Here is a 20542-nt window from a genome sequence, read left to right as displayed (position 1 = left end):
TTATCAGACAAAGTGACGGCCGCCAGTCCCGCGCCAGTCTGGGCGGTCATCTATTGTGCACTGCACAAATGCCGTAGCGGCATTCAACTATGGACAGGCCAATCAGGCCGTTTGGTCAGGCCTATTTTGACTGTGTTCCTGATGCAACAGATGGTCGGGAACATCATCGATCGGCCCTGTTTATTGTCTGACTAATGGAAATTGTCTGGCGTGTTTCCGGGCCCTCGGCTACATGTGACAGCAAGGTCCACATGATGGGAAACGGTGGGCCAATGAGAAGGGAGGATGGGGATGAGGTTTTCTAGCTCAGTTCGATATGGCGCGGGTACCAGCCTGGCGTCGCTCGCGTTCGCCTCGATGATGGTGTTTGCGGCACCGGCCCACGCGCAGGACGCGGCGACGCCGCCGCCCGCGGAAGAGGCCGCCGCAGCGCCCGCCGAAGCGCCCGAACAGGATATCGTCGTCACCGGCTTCCGCGCCTCGCTCGCCAGCGCGCTCAACCAGAAGCGCACCGAGACTGCGGCAATCGACAGCATCGTCGCCGAAGACATCGGCAAATTCCCCGATTCGAACCTCGCCGAATCGATGCAGCGCGTGCCGGGTATCGCGCTCCAGCGCGGTGACGGCGGCGAAGGCCGCAACATCTCCGTGCGCGGCCTCGGGCCGGGCTTCAGCCGCGTGCGCATCAACGGCATGGAAGGCACGGCGCAGACCGGTTCGTCGGACATCTATGGCGCCGGCAACAATGGCCGCAGCTTCGACTTCAACGTCTTTCCAACCGAGATCTTCTCGGCGCTGGCCGTCCGCAAGACGCCGTCTGCCGACGTCGAGGAAGGCTCGCTCGGCGCCACGGTCGACCTGACCGCGCCCAAGCCGCTCGACCAGAAGGAGGATTTTGTCCTCACCGCCACCGCGCGCGGCGTCTACAACGAACTCTCGAAGAAGGTCGATCCGCGCGCCTCGCTGCTCGTCTCCAAGAAGTTCGGCGACGGCACGTTCGGCATCCTGGGGTCGCTCGCCTATCAGAAGCGTCACCTGCGCGAGGTCGGCTATTCGGCAGTTGATATCCTCTCGGCAAACGCCAATGGCCAGGATCCTGATGGTACGGGTCCCGCTCCCGTGCTGCCGTTCTGTACACCGATCGGCTTCCCCTTCCAGGGGCCGGGCAACAATGCCGCCGACGGCACGGATGCGCTGAACTGCTCCACGGGGAATCCGCGCACGAGCGATCCGGCGGCGTATCAGTCGGTCTATGATCTGCGTCGCGCCGACCTGCCCAACACGCCTGGGAGCGGTGCCTTCCTGCCGCGCTTGCCGCGATATTTGAATTCGGAGCAGAAGCAGGAGCGTATCGGCGGTTCGCTGAGCTTCCAGTTCCAGCCCGACGACCAAACCGACATCTCGCTCGATCTGCTCTACTCGCGCTTCGAAGTCACCCGGCGGGACAACTATATCGCGGCGGTCTCCTTCGCGCGGAATGCCTCAAACAACGGCCAGCCGCAGACCTCGGTACGTGACATCGCCTTCGACGAGAATGGCTCGCTGCTGTCCGGTACCTTCGATGGCGTCGACGTTCGGTCCGAAGGGCTGGTCGATAATTTCGTCTCGACCTTCAAGCAGGCCAATCTGAACTTCAAGCGCAGCTTCACCGACACGTTCGAAGTGACCGCGATGTTCGGCCTCAACCGCTCGATTTGGGACGGTAAGAAGCGCCTGCAGACCTTCATCGACGCGATCGACACCCGTGATTTTACGATCGATTTCAACGGCAACTCCACGCCGGTGCTCGGTTTCGGCTTCGACGTGAACAACCCTGCAAGCTTCAACTATGCGCCGGGCCTTGCCAACGGCACCGTGCTTGGCGGTTTCAGCTTCCAGGGCAAGCCCTCGAAGAACACCACGGACGGGCTCACCGGTGAAGTCAATTTCGCCTGGGAGTTCACCGACGGGTTCAAGCTGAAGTTCGGCGGTCAGTATCGCGAGAGCGACTTCCGCTCGACCTTCCTGCGCGCCTACACCGCCGACACGCTGGTGCGTGCGCTGCCTGCCGGCACCTCGCTGGCGGACATCACCACAAATATCACCGGCGTCGACAAGTTGTGGGGGAATGGCGCGCCGTCGAGCTGGGTGGCGATCGATCCCGAGAAGTGGGAAGAGACGTTCGACTTCGATAGCGTGCGCTATTGTGGTGTGGAGTGCGGCGGTGGCGACACCAAAGTGCGCGAAAGCGTGACCAGCGCCTATGTGATGGGCACCTTCGACCTGCAGGATCGCCTGTCTTTCGGTGTTCGCGGTGATATCGGCGTCCGCTATGTCCGCACGGAACAGTTCAGTTCGGGCATCATCACGGTCACACCGCCGACGGGAACCACCTCGCCGACCGGCCTCATCGGCCAGTATGCGGCGGTGAACCGGGACTATGAGAACTGGCTGCCTTCGGCGAACCTTGTCATCGAGCCAATGGACAATGTGCTGCTGCGCTTCTCGGCGGCGAAGGTGCTGTCGCGTCCGGAGCTGGGCCTGCTGGCGCCGACCAGCGGGGTCAACGGCATTACGCGTGTTGGCAATATCAACAACCCGCTGCTCGAGCCGATTAAGGCTGACACTTTCGACGCGGCGGTGGAATGGTATTTCCGCCCCGGCGCCCTGCTCTCCGCGGCCTTCTTCTACAAAGACGTGAAGTCGCTGGTGCAGAACATCACCAGCCAGATCCCGTTTAACCAGCTTGGCCTGCCGAATGCGTTGCTCGACGGCACGGGCGCTTCGCCCACCGAGAATTTCACTGTTTCGCAGCCGGTCAACGCGCCTGGCGGCAATCTGAAGGGCATCGAAGTCAACGCGCAGGTGCCGTTCGATTTCATCGGCAGCGGCTTCATCAGCAATTTTGGCGCGCTGGGCAATTTCACCTACATCAAGTCGGACTTCACCTACTGCCTGGTCAGCGCCAATGGCGCCTGCACGGTGACGGCGGATAACGACCTGCTCGGCCTCTCGCGGTATACCGCTTCGGGCACGCTGTACTATGAGGATGACAAGTTCAGCATCCGCAGCACTGTGAACTATCGTGACAAGTTCCTGCGCGGCATCCCCGCCTCGCCGGGGAGCGACATCCAGGGCAACGCCTCGACCATCTATGTCGATGCCTCGGCGTCGTACAACATCAACGACAACATCAAGCTGATCGTCGAGGCCACCAACCTCACCGACGAGCAGAACCGGCTGTATATCGACAGCCAGCGTCAGGACACCTTGTTCGAGACGCGGATCGGCCGGACCTTCACCTTCGGCGTGAACGTTCGGATGTAAGCCCGGCGGGTCGCACCCAGAGGCATAAAAGGAAAGGGGGCCGAACGGCCCCTTTTCTGTTTCTGGATCCGACAGGAACACGCAAGCGCCACCTTGTCACACCGACTCTATTAAGCATATTCATCTGACAATAGGCACGGAGGGGGCGTGAGGTGACAGTGCGCGGCACTTGCGGCAAAACGCTGCCGTGCAAACCGATATGACAGATATGGATCCGACGCTCGGGCGCTCGGAACTCGGGCGGAACCTCACCTTGGGGATGCTCGATACGCTTGGCCGCGCGATCGTTACCGGGCGCTATGAAACGCGGCCTTTTCCCACTGAGGCGGAGCTGGCCAAGGCGCATGGCGTCAGCCGATCAGTCACGCGGGAGGCGGTGAAGATGCTGACCGCCAAAGGGCTGGTCAGCGCGCGGCCGCGGCAGGGCACGGTGGTGCAGCCCACCGCCAACTGGAACCTGTTCGATCCGGACGTGCTGCACTGGCTGCTCGAACGCAAATTCTCGGTCGATCTGCTGCGTCAGTTCAACCAGCTCCGCGTCGCGATCGAACCTGAGGCGGCGGCGCTGGCGGCGCAGTTTCACGATGCGGCGGATCTGGCCGCGATCCGCGCCGGCCTTGCCCGGATGGAAGCCGCCGAAAGCGGCGAGGATGATCCGCTCGACGCCGACATCGCCTTCCACATCGCGATCCTGCGCGCATCGAAGAATCCCTTCTACGCGCAATTCCAGATGATGGTCGCAACCGCGCTGCGCACCTCGATCCGCTTCACCAACCGCATGAAGGGCCGCTCCGCCAACATCGCCGACCATGGCGCGGTCGCCGACGCCATCGCCGCGCGCGATCCGCAGGAGGCGCGGCTGGCGATGCGGCGGATCATCGGCGACGTGCTGGAACTGATCGCGGCGGACAAGGCGGGGGTGTAGCCTATCTTGTCCTCGCCGAGCGACGCTCGGGGAGGACACAGGATAAAAAAAAGGGCGGCCGCATCGCGACCGCCCTTCATTTTGCGTCCGTGCCGGAGCCTATTCGATCCGGTTGGCGAGTTCGCGGTTCAGCCACAGCGCCAGCAGGGTGCCGGCGGCGCCCGAGAGCAGATAGGCGCCCGACGAGATCAGGCCGAACTGGCTCGACAGCAGCAGCGCGACCAGCGGCGCGAAGCCGGCGCCGAACAGCCAGGCCAGGTCCGAGGTCAGCGCCGAGCCGGTGTAGCGGTGGCGCGGGGAGAAGCTCGAGGAGAGCGCTCCGGAAGCCTGGCCGAAGGACAGGCCGAGCAGGATGAAGCCCATCAGCATGAACATGATCTCGCCCGACTCGCCCGCGTCGAGCATCTGCGGCGCGAAGCCGCTGAAGGTCGCGATCGCGGCGGCGGTGGCGCCCAGCAACGTACGGCGGCCGATGCGGTCGGCAAGCTGGCCGGACACGATGATCGCGACCACGCCGATCGCGGCGGCGATCGCCTCGATCACCAGGAAGCGCGTCGGGCTCTCGGTGGTGAACAGGAACACCCAGGAAAGCGGGAAAACAGTGACCATGTGGAACATTGCGAAGCTGGCGAGCGGCGCGAAGGCGCCGATCGCGACGATGCGGCCCTCGGCGCGTAGCGTCTCGCCCACCGGGGCCGGCTGCAGCTCGCGGCTTTCGAACAGATCGGTATATTCCGGCGTCACCACGATGCGCAGGCGGGCGAACAGCGCCACGACGTTGATCGCGAAGGCCACGAAGAAGGGATAGCGCCAGCCCCAGTCGAGGAAGTCGGCCGCCGGAAGCTGGGTGATGAAGAAGGCGAACAGCAGGCTGGAGACGATGAGGCCAAGCGGCGCGCCGAGCTGCGGGATCATCGCATACCAGCCGCGCTTGTCTTCGGGCGCGTTCATCGCGAGCAGAGAGGCAAGGCCGTCCCACGTGCCGCCCAGCGCCACGCCCTGGCCCATGCGGAACAGCGCGAGCAGCAGCGCCGAATAATGGCCGATCGTCTCGTAGCCCGGCAGGAAGGCGATCGCCGCGGTGGAGCCGCCGAGCAGGAAAAGCGCGGTGGTCAACTTGGCGCCGCGGCCGTACAATCGGTCGACCGTCATGAAGATCAGCGTGCCGACAGGGCGCGCGATGAAGGCGAGCGCGAAGATGGCGAACGAATAGAGCGTACCCGTCAGCGCATCGACATAAGGGAAGACCAGCTTCGGAAATACGATCACCGAGGCAATCGCATAGACGAAGAAGTCGAAGAACTCGGAGGTGCGGCCGATGATCACGCCGATGACGATTTCACCGGGATCGATCTTGTGGCCATCCGCGTGGAGAGCGCGGGCGTCCTTCTCCGGCTGGGTCTCGGCTACCGGCTGGGCATTCATTTTCTTCGGCTCCCGGGGCGCGACCCCTGTGCATGAATCGACGGCCCGCGGGTGCGCCCGCGAGCGGATGGGCCCCTTTGATACCGCAGCGCACACAAGGGCATTGGACAAAATGTCCTATGTCTTTTCGCATGTGCGGCATTAGGCGCAGCGCCATGCTCCACTCCGCCCGCCGAATCCGGCCGCCGCTGCGGCTCCTCGCCGCTGCCGCCCTCATCCCGCTGCTTGGCGGGTGCCAGACGATCGTTCTCAACCCCGCGGGCGATGTCGCGCGGCAGCAGGGCGATCTGGTGGTGATCTCCACCGTGCTCATGCTGCTGATCGTCGTGCCGGTGATGGCGCTGATCGGCATTTTCGCCTGGCGTTATCGCTCGGCCAACACCGAGGCGCGCTACGAGCCGGACTGGGATCACTCGACCCAGCTCGAACTGGTGATCTGGGCCGCACCGCTGATGATCATCATCTGCTTGGGCGCGGTCACCTGGGTGGCCACCCACTTGCTCGATCCCTACCGGCCGCTCGCGCGCACCGCGCCGCAGCAGCCGGTGAATGCGGCGGTCAAGCCGCTTGAGGTGCAGGTGGTCGCGCTCGACTGGAAGTGGCTGTTTATCTATCCGGAATATGGCTTCGCCACCGTTAACGAGTTTGCGGCACCGGTCGATCGGCCGGTTCGCTTCCGCATCTCTTCCTCGTCGGTGATGAACTCCTTCTACATCCCGGCGCTCGCGGGCCAGATCTACGCGATGCCCGGCATGGAGACGAAGCTCCACGCCGTGTTCAACGAAACCGGCACGTTCAAGGGCTTCTCGGCCAACTACAGCGGCCACGGCTTCTCGCATATGCGTTTCGACGCCAAGAGCCTGTCGCCCGCCGCGTTCGACGCGTGGGTGGCCCAGGCGAAGGCAGGCGGCGGCGCGCTGGACCGCGCAGGCTATCTCGAGTTGGAGCGGCCGAGCGAGAATGTGCCGGCCGCGCGCTTCGCGACCGTCGAGACCGGCTTGTTCGACAAGGTCGTCAACATGTGCGTCGAGCCCGGCAAGATGTGCATGACGGACATGATGGAGATCGATGCCAAGGGCGGCCTTGGCCTCGCCAGCGCGCACAATGTCCGCCGTCTGCATTATGACAAGACCGGTGGCCGCGGCACCGGCCCGCTCGTCGACCGCCGCGTCGTCGCGGCGCTCTGCGCCGAGGACGATGCCAAGGCCGCGCACAGCCATGTGAAAGCCGGCCCGTCGGCGCCCGTTGACCTCGCGCCGCTCACCGGCGTGGGCCTCTCGCGCCCGGCCAACAGCCTCACGCTCATCCCGGAAGCGCGCGCGGAAACGCTCGCGTCCGCCCGCCCGTAACCGTCGGAACCCATATTCATGTCTTCTGATCCGACCGCGCCCATGCCGTTCAGCCCGATCTTCGGACGGCTGTCGCTGGATTCGCTGCCGCTCCATGAGCCGATCGTCGTCGCGACTTTCGGCGCCGTCGTCATCGGCGGCATCGGCGTGCTCGCTTTGCTCACCCGCTTCAAGCTGTGGGGCTATCTCTGGAACGAGTGGTTCACCAGCGTGGACCACAAGAAGATCGGCATCATGTATATGGTGCTGGGCCTCGTCATGCTGCTTCGCGGTTTCGCCGATGCGGTGATGATGCGCCTGCAGCAGGCGATCGCATTCAATGGCTCCGAGGGCTATTTGAACGCGCATCACTATGACCAGGTGTTCACTGCGCACGGCGTGATCATGATCTTCTTCGTGGCGATGCCGTTCGTCACGGGGCTTATGAACTATGTGGTGCCGTTGCAGATCGGCGCGCGCGACGTCTCCTTCCCGTTCCTGAACAATTTCAGCTTCTGGATGACGACGGCGGGCGCGGTGCTGATCATGGCCTCGCTGTTCATCGGCGAGTTCGCGCAGACGGGTTGGCTGGCCTACCCGCCGCTCTCCGGCCTTGCATACAGCCCCAATGTCGGCGTCGACTATTATATCTGGTCACTCCAGATCGCGGGCGTGGGCACGACATTATCAGGTATCAACCTGATTGTGACCATCATCAAGATGCGCGCGCCCGGCATGTCGCTGATGAAGATGCCGGTTTTCACCTGGACCTCGCTGTGCACCAACGTGCTGATCGTGGCGTCGTTCCCGGTGCTGACCGCGGTGCTCGCGCTGCTCAGCCTCGATCGCTACGTCGGCACCAACTTCTTCACGAACGACTTCGGCGGCAGCGCCATGATGTACGTGAACCTCATCTGGATCTGGGGCCATCCGGAGGTCTACATCCTCATCCTGCCGCTGTTCGGCGTCTTCTCGGAAGTCACCTCGACCTTCTCGGGCAAGAAGCTGTTCGGCTACAGCTCGATGGTCTACGCCACCGTCTGCATCACCATCCTGTCCTATCTGGTGTGGCTGCACCACTTCTTCACCATGGGCTCGGGCGCCAGCGTCAACAGCTTCTTCGGCATCACCACGATGGTGATCTCGATCCCGACAGGGGCGAAACTCTTCAACTGGCTGTTCACCATGTATCGCGGCCGGATCCGGTTCGAACTCCCGATGATGTGGACGATCGCGTTCATGTTCACCTTCACGATCGGCGGTATGACCGGCGTGCTGCTCGCAGTGCCCCCGGCGGACTTCGTGCTGCACAACTCGCTGTTCCTGATCGCGCACTTCCATAACGTGATCATCGGCGGCGTGCTGTTCGGCCTGTTCGCGGCGATCAACTTCTGGTGGCCCAAGGCGTTCGGCTTCAAGCTCGACAAGTTCTGGGGCACGATCTCCTTCTGGTGCTGGGTGGTCGGCTTCTGGGTGGCGTTCGCACCGCTCTATGTCCTCGGCTTCATGGGTGTCACCCGCCGGATGCGTGTGTTCGACGATCCCTCGCTGCAGATCTGGTTCGTCATCGCCGGCATCGGCGCAGCGCTGATTGCGGCCGGCATCGGGGCTATGCTCGTTCAGTTCGCGGTCAGCATCTGGAAGCGCAAGGAATTGGTGGACACCACTGGTGATCCGTGGGGCGGCCGTACGCTGGAGTGGGCGACCTCGTCGCCTCCGCCGGAGTATAATTTCGCCTTCACCCCGGTGATCCACTCGCTCGACGCGTGGTATGACATGAAGTCGCGCAATGCAGAGCGTCCGCTCAGCGGCTTCCGCCCGATCCACATGCCCAGCAGCACCGGCAGCGGTGTCATCCTGGCGGGGATCAGCACGGTCATGGGTTTTGCCCTGATCTGGCATATCTGGTGGCTGGCGGGCCTCAGCTTCGTGGCGCTCATCGCCACCGCGATCGCCCATACCTTCAACTATAAGCGCGATTTCCACATCCCGGCCGAAACGGTGGCGAACACCGAGGCCGAGCGGACGCGCCTGCTCGCGGCAGGAGCATGACGATGAGCGCAACCCAGACGATGCCGGCCGGCGGGCCGGTCAGCTTCTACGACCTGGACGAACATGATCATCCCGAGGGCGGCAGCACCATGCTGGGCTTCTGGATCTACCTGATGAGCGACTGCCTCATCTTCGCGATCCTGTTCGCCTGCTACGCGGTGCTCGGCGGCAATTTCGCCGCCGGCCCGTCGCCCAGGGATCTGTTCGATCTGCCGCTGGTCGCGGTGAACACGGCGATGCTGCTGTTCTCCTCGATCACCTATGGTTTCGCGATGCTGGCGATGCAGCGCGAACAGGTGCGCCAGGTGCAGTTCTGGCTGCTGGTGACCGGCCTGTTCGGTGCCGCCTTCCTCTCGATCGAACTTTATGAGTTCGCGCACATGATCCATGAGGGCGCCACGCCGCAGCGCAGCGCCTTTCTGTCTTCCTTCTTCACGCTCGTCGGCACGCACGGCCTGCACGTCACCTTCGGGATCGTGTGGCTGCTGACCCTGATGGTGCAGGTGGGCAAGCGCGGGCTGATCCAGGCCAACAAGCGCCGGCTGATGTGCCTCAGCCTGTTCTGGCACTTTCTCGACGTCATCTGGATCGGCGTCTTCACCTTCGTCTACCTGATGGGAATGCTGCGATGAGCCACGACGCGCACGACGCGCATCACGACCATGCCGATGGCAGCCATGGCAGCATGCGCGACTATGTGATCGGCTTTCTCTTGTCGGTCGTCCTCACCGCGATCCCGTTCTGGCTGGTGATGGCCCGCCCGATGTCCGACGGCGCGACCGCCGCGATCATCATGGCGTTCGCCGCGGTGCAGATGGTCGTCCACATGATCTACTTCCTGCACCTCAAGGGCAGCACGGAAGGCGGCTGGAACATGACCGCCCTGATCTTCACGATCATCGTCGTCGTGATCATGATGACCGGGTCGATGTGGGTGATGTACCACCTCAACACCAACATGATGCCGATGCCGGCCGCGTCCGACATGCGGCAGATGCCGTGAACACCGCCCGCCGCCCGCGCCCGTCGTGGGTGCGGATGGCACTGGCCGCGACGATGCTCCTGCTCGTCGCGGCCTTTGTTGCTTTGGGCGTCTGGCAGATCCAGCGCCGGGCGTGGAAACACCGCCTGATCGCCGCCGTCGAATCCCGCGTGCATGGCGCGCCGGTCGCTGCGCCCGGCCCCGCTGCCTGGGGCCGCATCACCGCCAATGACGATGCCTATCGCCGCATCACCGCCACTGGCCGCTTCCGCCATGATCGCGAGACGCTGGTCCGCGCCACCACCGTGCTCGGATCCGGCTATTGGGTGATGACGCCGCTCGATACGACGCAGGGCTTCACCCTCATCGTCAATCGCGGCTTCGTGCCCCCCGAAAAGCGCGACGCGGCGACGCGGACGCCGGGGCAGGTCACCGGCACGGTCGCAGTCACCGGCCTGCTGCGCGTCTCTGAGCCCGGCGGCGGCTTCCTGCGCGACAATGATCCCGCGGGTGATCGCTGGTATGGCCGCGACATCGCCGCGATCGCCGCGGCGCGCGGGCTGACAAAAGCGGCGCCCTATTTCGTCGATGCCGACGCCGCACCCAATCCGGGTGGTTGGCCGCGTGGCGGGCTGACGGTGATCAGCTTCCCCGACAATCATCTGCCCTATGCGCTGACCTGGTTCGGCATGGCGCTGCTCTCCTGCTGGGGCGCATGGTGGGTGCTGCGCGATCGCGGCCGGAGCGCTAAGGGGGAGGGGTGACCACCCCCGATACCGCCCCCCGGTCCGCGCCGCCGGAAACCAATGCCGGCCGCCGCAACATGCATCTGCTGGTCCAGCTCCGCTGGATCGCGGTCGGGGGCCAGCTCGTGACGATCGCGGTGGTGCATGGGGTCATGGGTATCGCCCTGCCGCTCGCGCCGCTGCTGGTGATGCCGGTGATGCTGGCCGCGATCAACGTCGCCAGCCTGCCGCTGATCGCGCGGCGCACCGCGGTAACCAACAGCGAGCTCACCGGCGCGCTGCTGTTCGACGTCGCGGCGCTTGCGTGGCAGCTTTATCACAGCGGCGGCATCACCAATCCCTTCGCTTCCCTGTTCCTCCTGCAGATCGTCATTGGCGCGATCCTGCTGACCCCGGCATCCTCCTGGGCCATCGTTGTCGCCACCGGCATCGCGCTGCTGACCTTGCGGATCGACTCCCAGCCGCTGCCGCTGCCGCCGCCCTACCGCGACAATCCGATGAAACTCTATCTGCAGGGTAGCCTCGTCTGCTTCGCGCTGATCGCGGTGCTGCTCGTCGCCGTGGTCACGCGGGTGACGAAGAACCTGCTCCAGCGCGACGCGGCGCTCGCGAATATCCGCCAGCGCGCGGCGGAAGAGGATCATATCGTTCGCATGGGGCTCCTCGCCTCGGGTGCCGCGCACGAACTGGGCACGCCGCTCGCCTCGCTGTCAGTGATCCTGGGGGACTGGAAGCGGATGCCGCGGCTGACTGGCGACGTCGAGCTGCAGGACGATCTGCGCGAGATGGAAATCGCGGTGAAGCGCTGCAAGGCAATCCTCAGCGGCATCCTGATGTCCGCCGGCGAGGCGCGCGGCGTCGCACCGCAGGTGACGACGATGCGCAGTTTCCTCGACGGCATCGTCGCTGAATGGCGCGCCGCGCGCCAACCCGAGACGCTGGCTTATGCCGACCTGTTCGGCGCCGACCTGCCGATCGTTTCCGATCCGGCGCTCAAGCAGGTGATCGACAACGTCATCGACAACGCCGCCGAGGTTTCGCCCGGATGGGTGAGCATAACCGCGCGCCGTGAGGAGGAGATGCTGGTGCTCGAGGTCGCCGATCGCGGCCCCGGCTTCGCGCCGGAAATGCTCGCCTCGTTCGGACAGCCCTATCGCTCGACCAAGGGGCGGCCGGGCGGCGGGCTCGGCCTGTTCCTGCTGGTCAATGTGCTGCGCACGCTGGGCGGGGAGGCCAATGCCGTCAATCGCGGGGAAGGCGGCGCGCTGGTACGCATCAGTCTGCCGCTGACGGCACTGGTCTATGAGGATATGGGGGCGGCATGACCGGCTCCCGCCTGCTGATGATCGTCGAGGATGACGAGGCGTTCGCGCACACGCTGAAACGCTCGTTCGAGCGGCGCGGCTACACGGTGCTGCATGCCGACAGCCATGATGCGCTGCAGGCGCTGCTCGCCGAGGGGCACCGGCCCGGCTTCGCGGTGGTTGACCTCAAGCTCGGCGGCGCCTCCGGCCTCACCTGCGTACAGACCTTGCGCGCCACCGATGACGAGATGCGCATCGTCGTGCTCACCGGCTTCGCCAGCATCGCGACCGCCGTGGAGGCGATCAAGCTCGGCGCCTCCTATTATCTCGCTAAACCCTCTAACACCGACGACATCGAAGCCGCCTTCGCCCGCGAGGATGGCGATCCGGACGCCCCGGTCGACGGCCGCCAGACCTCGATCAAGACGGTGGAGTGGGAACATATCCACCAGACCTTGGTGGAGACGGGGTTCAACATCTCCGAATCGGCGCGGCGGCTGGGGATGCACCGGCGGACCCTTGCGCGAAAGCTGGAGAAGCGCCGGCTGACGTGAGGGGTTCTCGCTTCTCCGTTCGTCCCGAGCGAAGTCGAGAGATGAGTCACATGAAGGCAGCCGGACGCTGTTGCGCGGGCCTCTCCGTCCCTCGATGTCGCTCGGGACGAACGAGAAGGAGCGGGGCCTGCATTCAATCCGTCACCGCAGATGTGTTACCGCCGCACCCCCATCTCCCCCGCGACAAACTCCACGAACCGCCGCGCGCGCAGCGGCATCGCCCGCGCGAAGGCGTGCAGCACCTGTACCGGCACCGCCGGCAGCGCATGATCCGGAAGTACCACCACCAGCCGGCCCGCGGCGACGTCCTCGGCCACCGCCGTCGCCAGCATATGCGCGATGCCGATGCCGCCGACCGCCGCCAGCCGCAGCGCCTCGCCGCTGTCGGTGTCGAAGCTGCCTTCAGGATCGATGCGGGTGCCGTCGGCGAAGCGGATCGGATAGGGGCGACCGCCCAGCAGATAGCGGACATGGCGATGGTGATGCAGCGCGGCGGGATCGGCGGGCATGCCATGCGTGGCGAGATAGGCGGGGGAAGCCACCAGCCTGAGCGGCAACGATCCCAGCGGCCGTGCCCATAACCCGCTGTCCGCCGCTGCACCGGCGCGGATCGCGAGGTCATAGCCTTCGCGGACGAGATCGACGTGGCGGTCCGCGAGGCTCATTTCGAGCACCAGAGCCGGATGCGCCGGCGCGAACCGCGCGGCGATCGCCGGCATCAGCGCACGGCCGAGATCCGCGGGCATGGTCACGCGCAGGCGGCCGCGCGCCTCCCGATCGCCGCGCAGCTCGTCCTCCGCTTCCTCCACCGCGCGGATCAGCGGCGCCATCCGCTCATGATAGGCCTGCCCTTCCTCGGTCAGCGCCAGCGCGCGCGTCGTCCGCTGGAACAGCCGGACGCCCAGCCTTTTCTCCAGCCGCGCGATGCTCTTGGAGATCGCAGAGGGGGTGGTGCCGAGCAGCCGCGCGCCGGCGGTGAACGACCCGGCTTCGACGACGCGAATAAAGGTGGCGAGGCCCTGCACGGTTTCGGCGCCCATTGATGACCATCCGGCACAATTGAACTGACCGATAGAGGACTAACCCGACAGGCAGGCAAGAACCAGATGACCTCCACACGCTCAAGGAGGTTCTGATGGCTCAATTGGAAGGCAAAGTCGCGGTGGTCACCGGCGGCAACAGCGGCATCGGCTATGCGATCGCCGGGCGCTTCGTGGCGGACGGCGCGCGTGTGCTGATCGTCGGGCGCCGCGCCGATGCGGTCGAGCAGGCGGTGGCCGGGCTCGGCGCGGCGGCAACCGGGGTCGTCGGCGATATCGCCGAGATCGAAACGCACCGCCGCGTCGCCGCGGTGGTCGCGGAGCGTTTCGGCAAGGCCGACATCTATGTCGCCAATGCCGGTGCCAACACGCTCACCCCCACCCAAAGCGTCTCGCCCGCCGAATATGAGGCGCAGTTCGCGATCAATGCGCGCGGGCCCTTCTTCGGCGTGCAAGCGATTCTGCCCCACCTCGCAGATGGCGGCGCGCTGATCCTCGTCGGCTCGATCGCCGCGACAAAGGTGCTGGAGAATCATGCGGTCTATGCGGCGAGCAAGGCGGCGGTGGCGGCCCTGGCGCGGGGCTGGGCGATCGAGTTCGCGCCGCGCCGCATTCGCGTCAACCTGCTGAGCCCGGGCCCGGTGGCGACGCCGATCCTCGGCAAGCTCGGCATCGATGCCGCAGCGTTGCCGGCGTTCGAGGCGGCGATGGCGCAGGCGATCCCACTGGGCCGGCTCGGCCAGCCCGAGGATGTGGCGGAGGCGGCCTTGTTTCTGGCGTCCGATGCATCGCGCTTCGTCACGGGCATTGATCTGCGCGTCGATGGGGGCATCGCGTTGACCTGAAGCCGCATCGACAAGCCACCAATATCCGATAAGCCTCGTCCTGCGACCGCCGGATCCAACCGGCGGCGGAGGATGAGGAGCCCCGATGGACGTCGCGATCGCAGCGCTGATACTGATGCTGCTGATGCTGGCCGCCTATCGCGGGCTCAGCGTCATCATCTTCGCGCCGCTGCTGGCGATGCTCGCGGTGTTCCTCACCGATCCCGCGGCGGTGCCGGCGGTGTTCTCCGGGCTGTTCATGCAGAAGGTCGGTGCCTTCCTGCAGCTCTATTTCCCGGTGTTCCTGCTCGGTGCGCTGTTCGGCAAGCTGGTGGAGATCTCCGGCTTCTCGCGCGCAATCGTCGGTGCGGTGATCGGCTTCGTCGGCGCGGGGCGGGCGATTCCGGCGATCATGATCGTCACCGCGCTGCTCACCTATGGCGGCGTTTCCGTGTTCGTCGCGGTGTTCGCGGTCTATCCTTTCGCGGCCGAGATGTTCCGCCAGGCCGATATCCCCAAACGGCTGGTGCCCGCCACCATCGGCCTCGGCGCGCTGACCTTCACCATGGATGCGCTGCCCGGCACGCCGCAGATCCAGAACATCATCCCGAGCAGCTTCTTCGGTACCACCACCTGGTCCGCACCGATATTGGGGGTGACCGGATCGGTGATGATCGTCGCTGCGGGTCTTGCCTATCTCAACTGGCGCCGGCGAACGCTGGCGGCGGCGGGAGAGGGCTATGGCCGGCCCGAGCAATTGATCAACGAGCCGGAGGCTGTGGAGGGCGCCGGCGCGATCAACCCGGCGGTGGCACTGCTGCCGCTGGTCGTGGTCGGCGTCGCCAACCTGCTGCTCACCTTGTGGATCCCGCGCATCGCCGGCGACACGGTCAACGTCGCGCTGATCGGGCTGGAGGCGCCGATCGAGATCGAGGTCGCCAAGACCGCGGCGCTGTGGGCGGTGGAAGGCGCGCTGCTGCTCGGCATCGCGACCATCGTCGCCACCGCCTTTCCCGCCATCCATGCGCGCTTCGCCAATGGATCGAAGGCGGCGGTGGGCGGTGCGCTGCTCGCGGGCATGAACACCGCGGTCGAATATGGCTTCGGCGCGGTGATCGCGGCGCTGCCCGGCTTCCTCATCATCAAGCAGGCGTTGCGCGCGATCCCCGATCCGCTGCTGAACGAGGCGATCACCGTCACCTCGCTGGCAGGGATCACCGGCTCCGCCTCAGGCGGGCTCAGCATCGCGCTGGCGGCGATGGCGGAGCAGTTCGCCGCCGCCGGCGACGCCGCGGGCATTCCGCGCGAAGTGTTGCACCGCATCGCCTCGATGGCATCGGGCGGCATGGATTCGCTGCCGCACAATGGCGCGGTGATCACCTTGCTCGCGGTGACCGGTCTCACCCACCGCCAGGCCTATAAAGATATCTTCGCGCTGACCCTGATCAAGACGCTGGCCGTATTCGTGGTGATCGCTGTGTTTTACGTCACAGGACTGTTCTGATCGCCCGCCTTTATTCGACTCGATTCGTCGCACGGCACCGAAACGATCGCTTTTTGCAATCGATCAGCCGCCCCGAATCCGGTACCAAATGAGTATAGTTGGCGGGTCGGGGTGTATTGCGACATGCGACTGTGGCTTCTCGCAGCGTTGATGGCGATGACGGTTTCGACGGGGGCGGCCGCGCAACGCGGTCCGCTGCCGCATCGCTTCGAAAATGAGATCGAAGCATTCAAGAAAGCCGATTCCGCGCGGACGGAGCCCGAGAAGGGCACATTGTTCATCGGCAGCTCGACTGTGCGCTTGTGGGACCTGCGCCGCAGCTTCGCCCAGGGCAGCGTGATCAATCGCGGCTTCGGCGGCGCGACCACGCCCGAGCTTCTTTATTATTACGGCAGCGTTGTGAAGCCGCATCGCCCGGCGGTGATCGTCGCCTATATCGGCGAGAACGACATTGCGGCGGGTGCCACGCCGATGAAGGTGGCCGGCGACGTGCTGATGCTGCTCCAGCGCCTGCGCCATGATTATCCCGAGGCGCGGATCGGCTATGTCGCAATGAAGCCCAGCCCGGCGCGCATCGCGTTGTGGGGCAAGATGGACGATGCCAACCGCATCATCGCCGCGCGCGCCGCGACCTATCGTGCCGAATTCCTCGACGTGGGCGCGGCGCTGCGCGGGCCGGACGGGTTGCCCAACCCGGAACTCTACCGCGCGGACAATCTCCACCTCAACGACCGCGGCTATGCGGTGCTGACGGCGGCGTTGCAGGGCTATGTCGGGGGCACGAAGCAGCCCGTCGGCGCGAAGGTGGCGCGGTAGCCCTTTCCCTCGCGCTCAGGGGAGAGGGGGATACGGTGCTCTTGTGGCATGCATCCGCTCTGCGAGCGCGAACCCGCATCCAAGGGGATGCGGGCAATCCATGCGACACCCTCTCCCATCGTACATCTGGCACCCGTCGATGCATCCGTGCACAGTCTCGCGCGTTTGACGCGAACCTTTTGCAAGGAGACTCGATCATGACCGACCTCAGCGCCATCCGCGAACATATGGAAATCATCGGCGCCGACGGCGTCCATGTCGGCACCGTCGACAAGGTCGAAGGTGACCGCATCAAGCTGACCAAGGCCGACAGCGGCGAAGGCAGCCACAAGGGCCATCACCATTATATCTCGGTCGGCCTGATCGCCGAGGTCGAGGGCGACAAGCTGCGCCTCTCCGCCAATGGCGATGTCGCAGTGCTGTTCGAGGAAGAAAAGGACGGCTGATCTTCTATTCCCTCTCCCCTCCGGGGAGAGGGAAATGCCGCCGCAGGCGGCGAGGGAGAGGGGGCTGAAACCCTCGGAAATCTGTGCCCCTCTCCCTGGTCCGCTACGCGGACCTATCGCTCTCCCCGGAGGGGAGAGGGTATGTTAAAAAACGTTTCGCTTGTAATCAGTCGGCCGATTCGCTATCGGCGCCAATATTACTTCAGGGAAGCAAGCAATGTCGCGCCTCGAACAAGGAACCAATCCACTACCGACGATGGATCACTCCGTCGCCGGCGGACTGTATTTCGTCGCGATCTGACAACGTCTCCCATAGCGGGAGGCGAAGGCCTTCCTGTGTGTCTGCGGACCCCGGTTGGCCTAAGCCTCCGGGGTTTTTTATTGGCCGCGCGCTCTGCGTGGCCGCGATCGAGGGGGAGCGGGTCATGGCCCATATGCTGATCAATGCCGTCATCGTCCTGCCGCTCGCCTATGGCGAGCGCTTCGATGGCGCATGGGGAACGACCTCCCCGGCCTGAACCCGGATCCACATCCGGGGACCGCAACGGACCCGGCAAGCGCGAGCATGAAAGGCTCGCCGGGGTCCTCCCGGCGGGCTTTTTTTCTTTTTCACCTATTCGGCGCGTCGCCCGCAAGCGGCGCGGCGGCACCCCTTTGGCGCGCCAATGCCAATGGCCGTCCGGGCTGGTTTGGCCAACCCGTTCGGACGGCGCCTCAAGAATGGAGCAAGACGATGCTCAACACCAAGACGCATGTGAATGTCGGGACCATCGGCCATGTCGATCATGGCAAGACCACGCTGACCTCCGCGATCACGCGGGTGCAGGCGGCGCGGTTCGGCGGACAGGCTTTGTCCTACGACCAGATCGACCGGGCGCCGGAGGAGCGCGCCCGCGGCATCACGATCAACACAGCGCATGTGCAGTATGAGTCGGACAGCCGGCATTACGCCCACATCGATTGCCCGGGCCATGCCGACTATGTGAAGAACATGATCACCGGCGCGTCGCAGATGGACGGCGCGATCCTGCTCGTCGACGCCACCAGCGGCGCCGCGAAGCAGACGATCGAGCATATCCTGCTCGCGCGCCAGGTGGGCGTTCGCCACATCGTCGTGTTCGTCAACAAGCTGGACATGGTGCCCGCGGCGGATCGGGACGAGATCCGTGCGCTGATCGAACTGGAGATCGGCGAACTGCTCGGCCTGCGCGGCTATGAGGGTTCGCCCTTCATCTTCGGCAGCGCGTTGCGCGCGGCGCAGGCGATCGAGCGCGGCGACCTCGCTGACGCCGATGTGCAGGCGATCGCCGACCTCGTCGCGGCGCTGGACCGCCACATCCCCGATCCCGTGCGGGATCTGGAGGGCGCGTTCCTGATGCCGATCGAGGGCGTCCACACCATCGCCGGCCGCGGCACGGTGGTGTCCGGCCGCGTCGATCGCGGCCGGGTGAAAGTGGGCGATCTCGTCGAGATCGTGGGCAGCGAGGAGGGCGGCACCTCGGTCGTCACCGGCGTGCAATCCTTCCACGAGGATGTGCCGGAGGCGGTGGCGGGCATGAATGTCGGCCTGTTGCTGCGCGGGCTGAAGCGTGACGCGGTGGTGCGCGGCCAGGTGCTGAGCGCCCCGGGTGCGATCAAGGCGCGCAGCAGCGGGCGGGCGGAATTGTTCGTGCTCGCGAAGGAGGAAGGCGGCAGGCACACGCCGTTCGCCAGCGGCTATCGCCCGCAATTCTTCTTCGGCGCCGCCGACGTGACCGGCGTGATCCGGGTGGATGGCGGCGACGCCGTGGCACCCGGCGACCGCGCCGAGATCGGCTTCGAGCTCAACCGACCGGTGGGCCTCGAACCCGGCGTGCGCTTCGCGATCCGTGAAGGCGGCAAGACCGTCGGCGCGGGCCTCGTCACCGCGGTAACCGACTAGCGCGACTTCGCGCGTGACGGCTCCCGGCCCTGGGAGAGAACTTTGCGCCCCAGGGCCGGGAGTTTCTGGCTTCCGACTGCTAGGAAACTGAGCTTGTTCTGCTCTCTATCTTGCAGATGAGAATAGATAGATGCCAAAAACACACAACGCGTATACCGTTGTAATTGCGCCAACAGACATCAGGAAAAGCAGAAATCTGGTAAAGGATTTGGGATATATCCTTTGATGGATGATGGGGATATGCTTCGCCGGCCCCTCAGAGGCTCGAACGGATGCAATTTGAGGTCCGTTCAAAATTTGCACTGTGACAGTTTCGTTTGGGCCAAGGAACGGGACTTCCATAATCCACTCTCCCCGCGCGCCATTAGAAATTGAATGGGCCATATTGGGTACAATATTGTATCCCCATGGAGGAGGGCCAAGTTCTGCCGTTATCTGCAAATTATTCGCACTTATGCGGCCACTGTTTTGAATAATAATTTGACCCGCGCGAATGTGGATCGGCTGTCCGCCACCCGACGATGGTTGTAAATTGAAAGTCGTAGAGTCCGGGCTGGAGGCGAATAATCGCGGCTTTCCCGTAAGCCAATATCCCAAAAAAACAGCTGCAAGGGTCGTAAGGGATGATGCAACTGCTATCCAAAAATCAGTCAATTCAACTGACCTTTTGTGATTTTGATTAGATAAAAACTTGCGACACTGTGCGCCTAATCAAGCTGCACGTTTTCTAAGATGGCCGGACGAATCAAGCCGCTGATGCAGAGCATTCGGCGATAGCTCCAGCCCATTGGGCCAAGCGAGCGCACCGCCTTCGATGAAGGCCCGCGCGAAATAATCAGGGTCGGCGAGCGGTCGCGTAAGCACCGTGTCTCGCGCGATAAGCTCTTCCGCCGACCAGATGCCGTGTGCGCCATCGCTGAACACGAGATCGAGGCGCATGGTGCCGCCCGGTCTGATGGCAATGATCTTAATCATCCTGGTCGGCTCCCGGGATCAGTTCCATCGGCTCCAGCGCTTCGCCGCGCGACCAGTTTGCCATCAGTTCCGCCTGATGGTCCAGCGCCCATTGCCGCACGATCCGCGCGGCCTTGTTCGGCAGGGTGCCGGCGATGATCTCGCCGTCCGCGATGCCGACAAAGGCTTCGAAGCCCTGATAGAAGGCGTGGAAATGCGGCGGCGGATGATCGTCATGATACATCCGGATGATGATGCCGAAGAAGACCGAGATGATCGGCATGGGCTGCCGGGGGGGGGGGGGGGGGGGGGTTAAACCCCCCCAAACCCACCGTAGAGAACAAGTAGCCCCCCGCCCCAGAAGAGGTTGGGGTCGCGCGCCACATGGCCGGCAGGGGCGGGGAGGAGCGGTGCC

Annotated in this window: 18 protein-coding genes; 14 read left to right on the top strand and 4 right to left on the bottom strand. The window is 64.7% G+C overall.

Annotated elements, in window-relative coordinates; genetic code table 11:
• Positions 1-291 precede the first annotated feature (291 nt).
• On the top strand, positions 292-3306 hold the full coding sequence (locus tag FHS96_RS26500; RefSeq protein ID WP_429599008.1) for a TonB-dependent receptor: 3015 nt from the start codon (positions 292-294) through the stop codon (positions 3304-3306).
• 199 nt (positions 3307-3505) lie between these two features.
• Entirely contained in the window at positions 3506-4231 is a 726-nt protein-coding gene (locus tag FHS96_RS26495; RefSeq protein ID WP_429599006.1) for a FadR/GntR family transcriptional regulator, read from the top strand.
• 99 nt (positions 4232-4330) lie between these two features.
• On the opposite strand, the gene FHS96_RS26490 is transcribed toward FHS96_RS26495, so the two are convergent.
• Positions 4331-5656 (bottom strand): MFS transporter, encoded by a 1326-nt coding sequence (locus FHS96_RS26490; protein ID WP_429599003.1) that lies wholly within the window; start codon positions 5654-5656, stop codon positions 4331-4333.
• A gap of 155 nt (positions 5657-5811) precedes the next feature.
• On the opposite strand from FHS96_RS26490, the gene cyoA reads away from it, so the two are divergent.
• From cyoA to FHS96_RS26455, 7 genes are read left to right on the top strand one after another with little or no spacing between them, the layout of a single operon-like run.
• Positions 5812-7005, top strand: a complete 1194-nt coding sequence (gene cyoA / locus FHS96_RS26485; RefSeq protein WP_429599000.1) for a ubiquinol oxidase subunit II — start codon at positions 5812-5814, stop codon at positions 7003-7005.
• 18 nt (positions 7006-7023) lie between these two features.
• The gene (cyoB, locus tag FHS96_RS26480; protein ID WP_429598998.1) at positions 7024-9036 is read left to right on the top strand and encodes a cytochrome o ubiquinol oxidase subunit I; all 2013 of its coding nucleotides are present in this window, start codon (positions 7024-7026) and stop codon (positions 9034-9036) included.
• A 2-nt stretch (positions 9037-9038) separates the two neighbouring features.
• Positions 9039-9668, top strand: a complete 630-nt coding sequence (cyoC, locus tag FHS96_RS26475) for a cytochrome o ubiquinol oxidase subunit III (RefSeq protein WP_429598995.1) — start codon at positions 9039-9041, stop codon at positions 9666-9668.
• Complete coding sequence (gene cyoD / locus FHS96_RS26470; protein WP_429598992.1) at positions 9665-10039, top strand: cytochrome o ubiquinol oxidase subunit IV; 375 nt, start codon at positions 9665-9667, stop codon at positions 10037-10039. Before cyoC ends, cyoD begins: the two co-directional genes overlap by 4 nt.
• A gap of 35 nt (positions 10040-10074) precedes the next feature.
• A complete protein-coding gene (locus FHS96_RS26465; RefSeq protein WP_429599367.1) occupies positions 10075-10782 on the top strand; it encodes an SURF1 family protein in 708 nt (235 codons plus the stop codon).
• Positions 10783-10841: 59 nt separating this feature from the next.
• Complete coding sequence (locus FHS96_RS26460; RefSeq protein WP_429599364.1) at positions 10842-12089, top strand: ATP-binding protein; 1248 nt, start codon at positions 10842-10844, stop codon at positions 12087-12089.
• Positions 12086-12622 carry a response regulator transcription factor gene (locus FHS96_RS26455; protein WP_429598989.1) on the top strand — a complete coding sequence of 179 codons (537 nt, stop codon included), beginning with the start codon at positions 12086-12088 and terminating at the stop codon, positions 12620-12622. Before FHS96_RS26460 ends, FHS96_RS26455 begins: the two co-directional genes overlap by 4 nt.
• Before the next feature lie 155 nt (positions 12623-12777).
• On the opposite strand, the gene FHS96_RS26450 is transcribed toward FHS96_RS26455, so the two are convergent.
• Positions 12778-13662, bottom strand: a complete 885-nt coding sequence (locus FHS96_RS26450) for a LysR family transcriptional regulator (RefSeq protein ID WP_429598986.1) — start codon at positions 13660-13662, stop codon at positions 12778-12780.
• Between the two features lie 95 nt (positions 13663-13757).
• Between FHS96_RS26450 and FHS96_RS26445 the strand changes: the two genes are divergently transcribed.
• From FHS96_RS26445 to tuf, 5 genes are all read left to right on the top strand, one after another.
• Complete coding sequence (locus FHS96_RS26445) at positions 13758-14507, top strand: SDR family NAD(P)-dependent oxidoreductase (RefSeq protein ID WP_429598983.1); 750 nt, start codon at positions 13758-13760, stop codon at positions 14505-14507.
• 85 nt (positions 14508-14592) lie between these two features.
• The gene (locus FHS96_RS26440; RefSeq protein WP_429598980.1) at positions 14593-15990 is read left to right on the top strand and encodes a GntP family permease; all 1398 of its coding nucleotides are present in this window, start codon (positions 14593-14595) and stop codon (positions 15988-15990) included.
• Between the two features lie 123 nt (positions 15991-16113).
• The gene (locus FHS96_RS26435; RefSeq protein ID WP_429598978.1) at positions 16114-16806 is read left to right on the top strand and encodes a GDSL-type esterase/lipase family protein; all 693 of its coding nucleotides are present in this window, start codon (positions 16114-16116) and stop codon (positions 16804-16806) included.
• 197 nt (positions 16807-17003) lie between these two features.
• Positions 17004-17252, top strand: a complete 249-nt coding sequence (locus FHS96_RS26430) for a DUF2171 domain-containing protein (RefSeq protein WP_429598975.1) — start codon at positions 17004-17006, stop codon at positions 17250-17252.
• Positions 17253-17985: 733 nt separating this feature from the next.
• Positions 17986-19173 (top strand): elongation factor Tu, encoded by a 1188-nt coding sequence (tuf, locus tag FHS96_RS26425; protein WP_429598972.1) that lies wholly within the window; start codon positions 17986-17988, stop codon positions 19171-19173.
• 711 nt (positions 19174-19884) lie between these two features.
• Here the strand turns inward: tuf and FHS96_RS26420 are convergent.
• Positions 19885-20148 (bottom strand): DUF2442 domain-containing protein, encoded by a 264-nt coding sequence (locus FHS96_RS26420; RefSeq protein ID WP_429598969.1) that lies wholly within the window; start codon positions 20146-20148, stop codon positions 19885-19887.
• A complete protein-coding gene (locus FHS96_RS26415; protein ID WP_025295365.1) occupies positions 20141-20410 on the bottom strand; it encodes a DUF4160 domain-containing protein in 270 nt (89 codons plus the stop codon). The genes FHS96_RS26420 and FHS96_RS26415 overlap by 8 nt, the downstream gene beginning before the upstream one ends.
• Positions 20411-20542: the final 132 nt, after the last annotated feature.

Source organism: Sphingomonas zeicaulis, from assembly GCF_050433225.1.
GTDB lineage: Bacteria > Pseudomonadota > Alphaproteobacteria > Sphingomonadales > Sphingomonadaceae > Sphingomonas_D > Sphingomonas_D zeicaulis.
Note: the sequence above shows the minus strand (reverse complement) of the source record. Positions and strands in the feature narration are given on the sequence as shown.

Coding starts and splice junctions, on each gene's coding strand:
- cyoB (WP_429598998.1), top strand. CDS start 7,024: ATGTCTTCTGATCCGACCGCGCCCATGCCGTTCAGCCCGATCTTCGGA.
- FHS96_RS26460 (WP_429599364.1), top strand. CDS start 10,842: ATGCATCTGCTGGTCCAGCTCCGCTGGATCGCGGTCGGGGGCCAGCTC.
- FHS96_RS26490 (WP_429599003.1), bottom strand. CDS start 5,656: ATGAATGCCCAGCCGGTAGCCGAGACCCAGCCGGAGAAGGACGCCCGC.
- tuf (WP_429598972.1), top strand. CDS start 17,986: ATGCTCAACACCAAGACGCATGTGAATGTCGGGACCATCGGCCATGTC.
- cyoD (WP_429598992.1), top strand. CDS start 9,665: ATGAGCCACGACGCGCACGACGCGCATCACGACCATGCCGATGGCAGC.
- FHS96_RS26415 (WP_025295365.1), bottom strand. CDS start 20,410: ATGCCGATCATCTCGGTCTTCTTCGGCATCATCATCCGGATGTATCAT.
- FHS96_RS26420 (WP_429598969.1), bottom strand. CDS start 20,148: ATGATTAAGATCATTGCCATCAGACCGGGCGGCACCATGCGCCTCGAT.
- FHS96_RS26495 (WP_429599006.1), top strand. CDS start 3,506: ATGACAGATATGGATCCGACGCTCGGGCGCTCGGAACTCGGGCGGAAC.
- FHS96_RS26435 (WP_429598978.1), top strand. CDS start 16,114: ATGCGACTGTGGCTTCTCGCAGCGTTGATGGCGATGACGGTTTCGACG.
- FHS96_RS26440 (WP_429598980.1), top strand. CDS start 14,593: ATGGACGTCGCGATCGCAGCGCTGATACTGATGCTGCTGATGCTGGCC.
- cyoA (WP_429599000.1), top strand. CDS start 5,812: ATGCTCCACTCCGCCCGCCGAATCCGGCCGCCGCTGCGGCTCCTCGCC.
- FHS96_RS26500 (WP_429599008.1), top strand. CDS start 292: ATGAGGTTTTCTAGCTCAGTTCGATATGGCGCGGGTACCAGCCTGGCG.
- FHS96_RS26445 (WP_429598983.1), top strand. CDS start 13,758: ATGGCTCAATTGGAAGGCAAAGTCGCGGTGGTCACCGGCGGCAACAGC.
- cyoC (WP_429598995.1), top strand. CDS start 9,039: ATGAGCGCAACCCAGACGATGCCGGCCGGCGGGCCGGTCAGCTTCTAC.
- FHS96_RS26465 (WP_429599367.1), top strand. CDS start 10,075: ATGGCACTGGCCGCGACGATGCTCCTGCTCGTCGCGGCCTTTGTTGCT.
- FHS96_RS26430 (WP_429598975.1), top strand. CDS start 17,004: ATGACCGACCTCAGCGCCATCCGCGAACATATGGAAATCATCGGCGCC.
- FHS96_RS26455 (WP_429598989.1), top strand. CDS start 12,086: ATGACCGGCTCCCGCCTGCTGATGATCGTCGAGGATGACGAGGCGTTC.
- FHS96_RS26450 (WP_429598986.1), bottom strand. CDS start 13,662: ATGGGCGCCGAAACCGTGCAGGGCCTCGCCACCTTTATTCGCGTCGTC.